A 10,143-nucleotide genomic window follows, 5' to 3' on the forward strand; every position below is an offset into this window, starting at 1 on the left:
TAAATTTGTCTGTGGTGGGCATGAGGAGGATAGGCGAACACAAAGCCAAAAAGGGCCTTATAAGGTTTGAGATTGAAGAAGAGAGGGGCATTGCAAAGGATGTAAAGATCACTGGCGACTTCTTTATCTATCCTGAAGAAGTTATCGGCGAACTTGAGAGTACTTTAAAAGGAAAAAAGCTTGAGGAACTTGAGAAGGAGATAGAGGACTTCTTTGCAGTGAGGCTGGACATTGAGATGCCTTACATAAACGTTGAAGACTTTAAAATTGCCCTCAAAAACGCTCTGCGTGGTGAAAATGAGGACTAAAATCTTTTATGCATTTCTTGGAATTTTCCTGGCTGGGGTTCTCTTTGGCATGGTGTTTTCCTTCTTAAGTCCAAACTCTGCGGAGAACCTATTCTCAAACCTCAGGCAGTTTTTTGGTGGGGCTATAGGAGAAAATACTGACAAGTTCAGCCTTTTCAGCTTTATATTTCTCAATAACTCAAGGGTCGCGGTAATATGCGCCCTTGGTGGAGTCCTTTTTGGTGTAGTTCCTGCAGGAATATTGTTCTTTAACGGCTTTATAGTGGGGATAGTTATTCAGTACTTCAATGCGCAGGGAGAAAGTTTAGCGAAGATTCTTTTAGCTATTATTCCCCATGGGATGATAGAGATTCCGGCTTTTGCAGTTGCCGGGATGGGGGGAGTGGAGTGGTATCTTGAGATAATCAACGGAGAAGGAACCGTTGGAGAGAGGTTTTTAAGGGGATTTAAGAGGGCTATGAGAATGCTTGCATTAGCGATTATAATGCTTCTAGCGGCGGCTTTTGTTGAGGCTTACATCACTCCGGCTATTGCTTCAGGCGTTTAAGTAGATATGCAAAAGCAAGAAATGCAACAGTAGCTAGGATGGGTAGAGGGATACTGTTCAGGTTTTCTTTCTCCTCCTTGGAACTTTCTGTTATCAGCAAATCAACAGCTCCTCCGGAGAGGAGCTCCAGAGTTTGAAGCTTTTCTACACGGATGGTTCTTTTTTCTCCTGGCCTAAGGTCGCCTATGGGATAAATCTTTCCATCTATCCTCAGCGTCACGTTCTTTGAGTAGCTCTCTCCTTTTAGGAATTCACCGTTTGGCTTTGATGTGCTCAAATCGTGTGATAGGAAGAGGCACCCAATCTGGTAAACTGCGCTACCGTTAAACTCTATTGCAATCTCCGCTGTACCATCTTCCGGCATGTTGAATACGTAGTAAAAAGGTCTCCATTCAGTGCTTACTTGGGCTAGACCCCCATAGATTCTTTCTTTTGTTCGGACTGCTACACGAACTGGGGCGATCTCGTTCCACGAACGGGAGCTTTTCATGCATAGACCTAAGGTATACCACCCTTTTTCTAGGGGAAGTTTGAGTTTAAGGACTGCAGAGGGGCTTAATGTGGTGAATATTAAAAATTCTTCTTGTTTTTCCAAAGTTCCGTTTACTGGAGTCCAAGCTAAGTTGGGGGAGAGATAATTTCTGAACTTTTTCCCCTTTACTATAACTTCAAGCGGCTTCTCGTTCTTTAGGTAAATTACTATGGGGCAATCCTCAAGGAGTGTTAGCGATATTGGCGGTTTGGTCTCTTTATATATCAACTTCAGGGCTTCCTCACGCGTAAAGAGTTTCATCCGCAGGTTGTTCATATAGAGGTATTCCCCGGCTATATGGAGGGGATACAAAACGTGAGTGCCGTTTATTGCCCCATTACCAATTTTTCTCCACGTTACACCGTCGAGAGAGATCCAGAGGTAGTGAAGCCCCCTTTTCTTGTAGTCCACACTTACAGCATAGTGGACTCCAGTTTTTGGATCCTTTAAGGCATCGTAGAACTTCATTTCACCCTTATAATACTCTCCAAACCAGGCTGCGAGAGGCTTAAGCTCATCTTTTTCTTTATTGTACTCGACTATCTGGGGAAAATTATCGCTGTAAAAAAGGACTCTTTTTTCATCATAAGTTGCTGCCAAAGGCCCGCTGTTCATTATGGTGTTTAGTATGTGGTTATTGGTGTTTCTAAACATCCACCTTCCGTTTTTGTATATATACAAGCCCCTATAAGGTGGATTGTCCCCAACACCTATGTAGACAGTGCCATCGTAGGGGTCTATGCTTACAAGATGAATGTGGCATCCATCGTCTTTCACATTGTAGTGATCTTTTATGTCAAAGAAAACCTCAAAATGCCTACCATCGAAACTTCTGTAAACCTTTGCGCTGTTGGATTTAGTGCCATATTCTCCTATAAGCAAAAACTCCTCATTTCCTGCCCACGACCACCATATTGCGTACTTGCCTTTGTCTAATCTTAAGACCTCTTCGAATTCCTCTCCATTCTTCATGAATACACTTCCATTAGCGTCTGAAAAGAAGAGAATTCCTTTCCAGAGATAGAGAGATTTGATCTCTGTCCTATGCTCATATATAAGCTCCCACACTATTCCATCCCTGCTTTTTAGGATTTTCCTCCTCTCGTGCCTCAGCTTTTTGTACTCGACTCCGTAAAGGTACCCCTCTGAATCAGGGCCTACAACGTAGGTTACGGGAATCTCTTGGATTTTCGGAGAAACAGCTTGTTGGGGATCGTCAATTATCTTCCCAGTTCCATGGATGTAGTATTCAAAAGCTGTGGCTGGAAAAGCGTAGAAGAGTAAGAGAAAAATAACCGCAATACCTTTGCCTTTCATCCTCTGTCCACCAGCTCCTCTGTGGAAATTTCCGGAGCAGGGAAGGTACCGTACTCTTCATAGATTTCGATTTCCCTTAGGAAAGCGTCTATAGGGTTCTCCATGGAGGCAATTATTTCTCTTATATGCTTTCTAAAGGCTCCATTCTTCCTCATGAGTTCCCAGGCCTTCTCAGAAACTTCTATCGGATCGGTGGAGTGGAACTTAATGCCGAGGCTTATAAGCCACCTTGTGATGGCCAAAAGCTTGCCCGGGTAAGTTGAAATGGTTGGGGTTCCTAAAGCTAAAGCTTCCCTGTTCATCGTTCCCCCTGCACCGATCATTAGCTTTGCATAGTAGAGGAGGGACAAGCTGTCCGTAACGTGCCCTGGAATTATGACGTTTTCAAAGTGTTCAAAGCGCTTCTTTTGACTTTCTGTTCTTGGGAATAAAACTATGGGGATATCTGGGAGCAGAGGGATTATATTTTCAAGAACACTCTTCTCAGCGTCGCCGTTAAAGTAGTTAGCCTTTATAGGCTCGGTTCTCATTACAATGTAGCTGTGTGGAGATAGGCCCAATTCTTTTAGAGGCCTTTTGCTGGGGATAAAGCCATATACATGGGCCAACTCCGGTATGCCGTTTATTGGCTTGAGGGAATTTACATCTGCCCCGCATTTTATGAGCTCGTAAGCGTCTATGGCTTTGGGGTATATTAATCTCCTTGTGAAGGGCAGCATGAGCTTGTTGACCGCTATGGCAGTATCGTTGTCGGCAAATCCAATTGTTGGGATTCCCAATCCAAAAGCTACTCTTGGAGCTTCGGGAGAATTTTTATAGAGTGCCAAATCTGGTTTTTCTTCAATTACCAGCTTAGCAAGCTTGTATTGTCTCTCAACACTTGCTATAAGCTTTCCCTCAAGGGTTGATCCGCCATGCTTTCCTACAACGTAATAGTCTATTCCCAACATGTCCAAGATTCCAGTTAGACCGTCAAATTCCCTTGTGGTAACCAAAACTTCGTGTCCTCTTTTTTCAAGTTCCCTGATTATACCCTTGAAGAAGTGAGCATGAGGTGCATTGACAATATCTACCCATATCTTCACGGATTTCACCCATTATTATGGACAGCTTTGTCCATTAAAAGGGTTTCCGTAAAACGGTTTTTCTGCCTTTATTTTTCAAGTTACTTAAAAACTCTTTATTTTGTTAATCGTTTATTACGATTTCTGTTCATGAGAGGAGGTTTTACATTGGAGTAATCATGTAAAGATAATACGATAGGAGTAGTTTATGAAAATTTTCTTGAGCTTGCTGGGAAATCTTTGAGATTACCACTTGAAATTGTTTCGTGGAAAAACCTTAAATTTTGGTGCTCAATCTTTCTTCTTGGTGAGAACCCGTGAGAGAGAAGATAATGGACAGAAGTGCAGAAATCGCTGTCATAGGTTTGGGCTATATCGGTCTTCCTACGGCAATTATGTTTGCCAATGCTGGATTCAATGTGATAGGATATGAAATAAGGGAAGAAGTAGTGAAAAAGGTAAACTCCGGGAATTCCCACATAATCGAGCCGGAAATAGAAGAGATGCTAAAGAGGGCAATTGAAAATGGAAATTTGAGAGCTACTTCAGATAAAAAGGAGATAGCGGGCAAGGATGTCTACATAATATGCGTTCAAACCCCTTTGAAGGAGGACAAAACTCCTGACTTGAGCTATCTTGAAAGCGCTGTCAGAACAACTGCTGAATCTATGAAGAAGGGTTCTCTTGTGATTATAGAGAGCACCGTTCCCCCTATGACGACTCTAAAGATGGCGAAGCTTATAGAGGATCTGACGGGCTTCAAAGCTGGAGAGGACTTCTATATGGCTCATGCTCCTGAGAGGGTCATGCCCGGCAGAATATTTAAGGAGCTCGTTTACAACTCCAGAATAATTGGGGGGATAAATGAAAAAAGCTCTGAACTTGCTGAGCTTTTGTATAGGGCATTTGTAAAGGGTCAAATTTTTAAAACAAGCTCTACCACAAGTGAGATGGTAAAGCTAATGGAGAACACTTTTAGGGATGTGAACATAGCTCTGGCTAACGAATTCGCTTTCCTTGCTCACCACTATGGCGTCAATGTTTTTGAGGCAATAGAGCTCGCCAACACTCACCCGAGAGTTAAAATCCATGTCCCGGGAATCGGCGTTGGAGGACACTGTTTGCCGAAAGACCCATATCTGCTCCTCAGTTCTGCAAAAGAAGACTTTGGACTGATAAAGAAAGCAAGAGAAATCAATGAAGACATGCCTCTCTTTGCAAAGGATCTTCTTATGAATTCCCTAAAGTTGATTAATCTTCCACCGGAAGAGGCTGTAGTGGTGGTACTGGGGCTGTCTTATAAGGGCAATTCAGACGACACCAGAAATTCTCCATCTCTTAAGTTCATTGAGGAGATAAAGGAAATGGTTGCGGAAGTGAGAACCTATGATCCCTACGTTGAGGGAACTCATGGGAGTCTTGAGGAGGCTTTAAAGGGAGCAGATGCAGCTGTCATAGCAACAGACCATTCAGAGTTTAAGAGTTTAGACTGGCAAGCCCTTGGAGGCCTTATGAGAAACAAAATACTCATAGACGGAAGACATGTGGTAAAAGAGCCTCCGAAAGGATTTATATTCAAAGGGATCGGGAGGGGCGAGTGTTGAAACCGGCGTTTGTCTTTGGTACAAGGCCGGAGATAATAAAACTTGCTCCTGTGATAAGAGCATTCGAAAGGAGAGGCATTGAGCCGCTAATAGTCCACACGGGACAGCACTACGATTACGAGATGAGCAAGATTTTCTTAGAAGAGCTCGAGCTACATAAAATCGACTATCATCTCGAAGTTGGCTCCGGGACTCAGGCTTATCAAACTGGAATGGCAATGATAAAGATAGAAGAAGTTCTTATGAAAGAGAAGCCCGATGTTACCTTGGTTCAAGGAGACACAAACACAGTCTTAGCTGGAGCTTTGGCGAGTGTTAAGCTTAAAATTCCCGTTGCACACGTTGAAGCAGGCTTAAGGAGTTTTGACCGGACAATGCCAGAGGAGATAAACAGAATTCTAGCTGACCACGCGAGTGAAGTTCTTTTTGCCCCGACTGAGGAGGCAAAGAAAAATCTTGAGAAAGAGGGCATCGTTGAAGGGGTTTATGTTGTTGGAAATACAATAGTCGATGCGGTCCTCCAGAATTCGGAGATAGCCGAAAGGAAAAGCAGAATTTTGGAAACTCTTGGATTAAAACCAAAGGAATATGCCGTTTTAACGGCTCATAGAGCTGAGAACACCGACAGCGAGGAGAACCTTAAAAAACTCGTGGAAATAATTGGTTCTCTTCCAATAGTTGTGGTATATCCTGTCCACCCGAGAACTGAAAAAAGGTTAAAAGCCCTTGGATTGTGGGAAGAACTGGAAGCAAAGGAACACGTCATTCTAACAAAACCTCTGGGATACCTTGACTTTTTAAAACTGCAGAAAAATGCTAGGTTTGTTTTAACAGACTCGGGTGGGATTCAGGAGGAGAGCATAATTCTCAATGTCCCATGCCTAACCCTACGCTATAATACAGAAAGGCCGGAGACAATAAAAGCAGGAGGAAACGTTTTAGTCGGTCTTGAGAAGGACAGGGTTCTTTATTATGTCGATAAGCTCTTAAACGATGAAGAGTTTTACAGCAGGATGGCAAATGCCAAGAATCCTTTTGGAGATGGAAAGGCTGGGGAAAGAATTGCTGAAATACTTATCGGTCTTTACGAAAAGGGAGAGCTTAGGGTGAAGAGTTCGAGGTTTATTTAAAAATTTAAAAATAAAAAGAGAATTCAGCTCCTCACAAGCACCAAAACTTTTAACCCGGGGACAGTTAACTCTCCCTCGTATGTTTTATCCGTTCTGGTCAGCCGTAATTTGCGTAAAGTTTGTAAACGTCACTACGGCTGACCTTCCCCACTCCCGTCTTCATCGTGGGGCGTTCGGGGGAAACGGAAACTCCCCACATCTTCAGAGCTACAGTCCCCATTCGGGCTTGACAAACCCCACATATCGAGGACTGCCCATCACTACAAAACTCTCCATAAAAATATTTAAAAATTTCGCCCTGCAAACCTCAACAAACTTTACGATTTTAACTATTTACGAAACAGCCCATTTGGCCACACCTGTTTCCATTTGCCCGGAGGAAGAGAGATATCTGTATCTTTTGGAGCGTTGTTGGCAATTACAAGAACCTCATCATCGTGCCCTCTAAAGAACGCCAGTACTCCTTCTTTTGCGGTCTGACCTCCTCCCCGCCCTAAAGGGCGAGACTTTCAAAAGAAAAAAGTAAAAGTCCATACTCCCTCCTCTTTTTTCATTGGCCACTCTCCCCAGTCATTGAAAGTTCCGCGTAAGCTAACAGAGGTGACATTCTCCCCCTGTGGATTATAAGTGAAAGTTACAGGGACTTTTCCCGGGGGGCAAGTGTCTTTGGCTTTTTCATTGAGATAAATCGTATTGTAGTTGCCTTCTAGAAGGGTTAGAGTTTGTTCAGTAGTTTGAGGAGTGCTTTGTTGAAGGCATCCAGAAGCTATTATTATGAGAATTACCATCGCTACCCCAGAAACCCATCTCTTCATATTGTGTACCACCGGTAGTGATTATTCTGGAGATATATTAAAGTGTTCGTTAAGTGGAGAATTAAGATGAGTTTGGGCATTCTATATTGTCGAGAGCAATTTTTTGCACCCTGTTGACTATAGTGGCTGCTGCTTGCTTTAGCAGATACCTCTGGTATCCCATGAAGCTCATCAATCCCCTGGAGTTGTCGTTTACTGTTATTTCTCCCGAAGCCTCGACTTCAGAATTGTTTATTATGAAGGTAATAAACTCCCGTTCCTTGTCCGTGGCGTTTTCGTACCTTAGATAGTGACTTGGATCGCCGGTGCTGGAATAGATGAAGCGCACTTTTGCACTTCCTTTTGAGAAGAACGGGGTGTATGTGATGTTTACTTCTTCAACCCACACCGCTAAAAATTGCCCGTTGCACTTTGTAGGGGAGTCAAGCATTACAACTTTTTCCCCTCTGGCTTTTAGTTCCTCCGCTACAATCTTTCCAAAATTGGAATTTGGGTAGATGCAAAAGCCTTCGTTGATGGTTACGTTTCCACAGGATCTCCCCGCTCCTACTGAGGCTCCACTTTCTGTTTTTGACTTGATAAATGCAAAATTCCCAAAAATAAAAGCTACGATTATTATTCCAATAAGTGCGGCAATATATGAACGCTTCATCTAACTCTCCCAAAGATCTGTTTAGGGCTGGAAATTAATAAATTTTTCTAAACAGGAGTCCCAACGTAGATTCCGTGCCTTGTTCTCACTATCTTGACCTTAATTTCCTCACCAACTTTTGCGTTCGTGTTTATTATCTCTATTAACCTGTTCCTTGCAGTTCCGAGCATTTCTCCCTTGATTCTTCCCGGGAGGATGACTTTTACTTTGACAACTTCTCCGATGTGGAACTGTAGGGGAATAAACCTTCTCCTGTGCATCCCAAAGTGTTCGGGCCTTAAGACAAGCGGTCTCATCCCGGTTTTTTCTTCAAGGTTTCTCAGCCATGTGTAAAATTCTTTAAACGATAGAAACTTCACTGTGGGATGTCTTCCAAACTTATAGGGAACGTAGTTCTGGAAGCCCAAAGCAGGCCATCTTTTTCCAGCACCAATTTTTCTTGCAAACTCTATAAATGTCTCTGCTTCATTGTCGTTTATTCCAAAAATTATTACCGGAGCCAAAAGAACGTCAATCCCGGCATTTACAAGTGCCTCGGCCATCTCCAAAACATGATTGAGATCGTAGTCTTTCATTCCCATTAACATTTTTGCCTTTTCGGGATCGAGGGAGTGAATTGAGAGGTTTACCCTGTCAAGTCCCGCCTCTGCCAACTCTTCAACTAGCTTATCATTCAGCAGTATTCCATTGCTCTGCATCGAAATTACACTAACGTTTGGGTTTTCCCTAAGCCCCTGGACGAGCTCTACAATGAACGGATATAGCAGAGGCTCTCCCTGCCCATCTAAATGGGCTTCCAGACCTTTGCCCTTAAACCTGGCAACCTCATCGAACCATTTCAGCAGATAGTCGATATCAACAACGTAATCGAGAAGCCGAGTTCTGGAATATGGCCCCTCATCAACAGAGCAGAAGATGCATGAGACATTACACCCAGTTGAGCCTCTGATTTGAATTAGATTCGTTCCCCTATCTATCAAACCAAATCCATTATATCCCAAAAGGGGCACTTCCATCCCTTCGTGGATGTATACCACCTTTCTTCTCGTGTATCTGCTCTTTAAAAATTCTCCGAGGTGGCTCTGAATGAAGAAGGCAATAAATTTTTCAATATCTTCGTTTTCCGTATTCACTACAAGGTATCCGTCCTCAACGTGAATCTCGGGCTTAACTTTAAATTTTCTTCTAATGGCCTTTTCAAGGAGGGCTTTTTCAAAATCAGCATGGAGGGTGTTTCTCCAGATTAATCTTATGCTATTGTCAACTTCCTCGAAATACGAATTTGGAAGCTCTATTCTCATCACGTTTCCCCTTAATGGTGGGATCTTTTAAAATTTTAGCAAAATTTATAAAATATAACTGGACACAGTTCTGCATGGAAACATTTTAATACTTTTGTAGCAAATGGTCTAATGATGAACTATTATGAACAAGGGTGGGGAAAATGTGGGGCAAACTTGAACACTACTTTGATGAGTATCCAGTCAGAAAACAAATAGCGAAACTCCTCTTAAAGTACGGTTTGAAGGTGTCAGATGACATGAAGATCAAATGCGGCAACATAGAAGTTCCATACACAAAAATAGCCAAAGCCCTTGACGTAGACAGGAGGGTTGTCAAAGAAACTGTTGCTATGATACTAAAAATCCCAGAGCTTAGAGGGGTGTACACGAACCTCGAGCCCACAGTTCACATGAAGTTCGTCGGAAGGCATGTCGGCTATGGGGTCATAGAGATAGAGCCCGAGCCAAGGGCCATAGGGATACTGGCAAAGATAGCGTCAAAGATTGCAGAGAGGGGAATAAACATTGTACAGGTTGTTGCAGAAGATCCGGAGCTTTACCCAGAGGCAACTTTAACCATAATCACTGAGAAGCCTATTCCTGGGGAACTGATAAATGAACTATCGAAGCTTGAGGGTGTTAAGCGCATTTCCATTTACTGAGCTCTCTTTTAACTTCTTATCTTGATGTACACATTAGGGCATAATCTTGATACGATTTGTCAGTATTTGCTTTTAATTTTTGTACAATTTGGGTGTATAATTTTTCTTTTTGTTAAATTTAGGAAAGCAAGTTTTTTATTTGTTTAACCATTGGTTTTTAACCTTTTGGTGTTTTGATAAGGTTTATAAATATCAATCCCCAATAAAGGTTAGAAACGTTAGGTGTAAA

Annotated in this window: 11 protein-coding genes and 1 pseudogene; 5 read left to right on the forward strand and 7 right to left on the reverse strand. The window is 42.6% G+C overall.

What is annotated here, in order from left to right; all coding sequences use genetic code 11:
• Positions 1-20 precede the first annotated feature (20 nt).
• Entirely contained in the window at positions 21-308 is a 288-nt protein-coding gene (locus tag OCC_RS05890; RefSeq protein ID WP_004067516.1) for a lipoate protein ligase C-terminal domain-containing protein, read from the forward strand.
• Positions 298-855, forward strand: coding sequence for a stage II sporulation protein M (locus OCC_RS05895; RefSeq protein WP_004067518.1), 558 nt, complete (start codon positions 298-300; stop codon positions 853-855). The genes OCC_RS05890 and OCC_RS05895 overlap by 11 nt, the downstream gene beginning before the upstream one ends.
• Here OCC_RS05895 and OCC_RS05900 read toward each other — a convergent pair.
• Both OCC_RS05900 and OCC_RS05905 read right to left on the reverse strand, forming a co-directional pair.
• Complete coding sequence (locus OCC_RS05900) at positions 836-2,704, reverse strand: hypothetical protein (protein WP_004067526.1); 1,869 nt, start codon at positions 2,702-2,704, stop codon at positions 836-838. The genes OCC_RS05895 and OCC_RS05900 overlap by 20 nt on opposite strands.
• Positions 2,701-3,789 (reverse strand): DUF354 domain-containing protein, encoded by a 1,089-nt coding sequence (locus OCC_RS05905; protein ID WP_004067527.1) that lies wholly within the window; start codon positions 3,787-3,789, stop codon positions 2,701-2,703. The genes OCC_RS05900 and OCC_RS05905 overlap by 4 nt, the downstream gene beginning before the upstream one ends.
• A gap of 311 nt (positions 3,790-4,100) precedes the next feature.
• Between OCC_RS05905 and OCC_RS05910 the strand changes: the two genes are divergently transcribed.
• Positions 4,101-5,372 (forward strand): UDP-N-acetyl-D-mannosamine dehydrogenase, encoded by a 1,272-nt coding sequence (locus tag OCC_RS05910; RefSeq protein ID WP_148290488.1) that lies wholly within the window; start codon positions 4,101-4,103, stop codon positions 5,370-5,372.
• Positions 5,369-6,502, forward strand: coding sequence for a non-hydrolyzing UDP-N-acetylglucosamine 2-epimerase (gene wecB, locus OCC_RS05915; RefSeq protein ID WP_004067532.1), 1,134 nt, complete (start codon positions 5,369-5,371; stop codon positions 6,500-6,502). Before OCC_RS05910 ends, wecB begins: the two co-directional genes overlap by 4 nt.
• 97 nt (positions 6,503-6,599) lie before the next feature.
• Here the strand turns inward: wecB and OCC_RS12980 are convergent, their stop codons facing one another.
• The 5 genes and pseudogenes from OCC_RS12980 to OCC_RS05930 all read right to left on the reverse strand — a co-directional run bounded on the left by OCC_RS12980 (position 6,600) and on the right by OCC_RS05930 (position 9,270).
• Positions 6,600-6,722: a hypothetical protein gene (locus OCC_RS12980; RefSeq protein ID WP_256957766.1), complete on the reverse strand. Its 123-nt coding sequence runs from the start codon at positions 6,720-6,722 to the stop codon at positions 6,600-6,602.
• Between the two features lie 109 nt (positions 6,723-6,831).
• Positions 6,832-6,963: pseudogene (locus OCC_RS12265) on the reverse strand (alpha amylase C-terminal domain-containing protein); the annotation flags it as partial.
• A gap of 48 nt (positions 6,964-7,011) precedes the next feature.
• Positions 7,012-7,317: a hypothetical protein gene (locus tag OCC_RS05920; RefSeq protein ID WP_004068072.1), complete on the reverse strand. Its 306-nt coding sequence runs from the start codon at positions 7,315-7,317 to the stop codon at positions 7,012-7,014.
• A 61-nt stretch (positions 7,318-7,378) separates the two neighbouring features.
• A complete protein-coding gene (locus OCC_RS05925; RefSeq protein WP_004068073.1) occupies positions 7,379-7,969 on the reverse strand; it encodes a hypothetical protein in 591 nt (196 codons plus the stop codon).
• 47 nt (positions 7,970-8,016) lie between these two features.
• Entirely contained in the window at positions 8,017-9,270 is a 1,254-nt protein-coding gene (locus OCC_RS05930; protein ID WP_023843723.1) for a radical SAM protein, read from the reverse strand.
• Positions 9,271-9,413: 143 nt separating this feature from the next.
• On the opposite strand from OCC_RS05930, the gene OCC_RS05935 reads away from it, so the two are divergent.
• Positions 9,414-9,914 (forward strand): ACT domain-containing protein, encoded by a 501-nt coding sequence (locus tag OCC_RS05935; RefSeq protein WP_004068075.1) that lies wholly within the window; start codon positions 9,414-9,416, stop codon positions 9,912-9,914.
• The last annotated feature ends 229 nt before the right edge of the window (positions 9,915-10,143 follow it).

The organism is Thermococcus litoralis DSM 5473, assembly GCF_000246985.2.
Lineage (GTDB): Archaea > Methanobacteriota_B > Thermococci > Thermococcales > Thermococcaceae > Thermococcus_A > Thermococcus_A litoralis.

Bases quoted from the DNA above. Each gene is read 5' to 3' on its own strand.
- OCC_RS05890 (WP_004067516.1), top strand. From the start codon at position 21: ATGAGGAGGATAGGCGAACACAAAGCCAAAAAGGGCCTTATAAGGTTT.
- OCC_RS05895 (WP_004067518.1), top strand. From the start codon at position 298: ATGAGGACTAAAATCTTTTATGCATTTCTTGGAATTTTCCTGGCTGGG.
- OCC_RS05900 (WP_004067526.1), bottom strand. From the start codon at position 2,704: ATGAAAGGCAAAGGTATTGCGGTTATTTTTCTCTTACTCTTCTACGCT.
- OCC_RS05910 (WP_148290488.1), top strand. From the start codon at position 4,101: ATGGACAGAAGTGCAGAAATCGCTGTCATAGGTTTGGGCTATATCGGT.
- OCC_RS12980 (WP_256957766.1), bottom strand. From the start codon at position 6,722: ATGGGGACTGTAGCTCTGAAGATGTGGGGAGTTTCCGTTTCCCCCGAA.
- OCC_RS05920 (WP_004068072.1), bottom strand. From the start codon at position 7,317: ATGAAGAGATGGGTTTCTGGGGTAGCGATGGTAATTCTCATAATAATA.
- OCC_RS05925 (WP_004068073.1), bottom strand. From the start codon at position 7,969: ATGAAGCGTTCATATATTGCCGCACTTATTGGAATAATAATCGTAGCT.
- OCC_RS05930 (WP_023843723.1), bottom strand. From the start codon at position 9,270: ATGAGAATAGAGCTTCCAAATTCGTATTTCGAGGAAGTTGACAATAGC.
- OCC_RS05935 (WP_004068075.1), top strand. From the start codon at position 9,414: ATGTGGGGCAAACTTGAACACTACTTTGATGAGTATCCAGTCAGAAAA.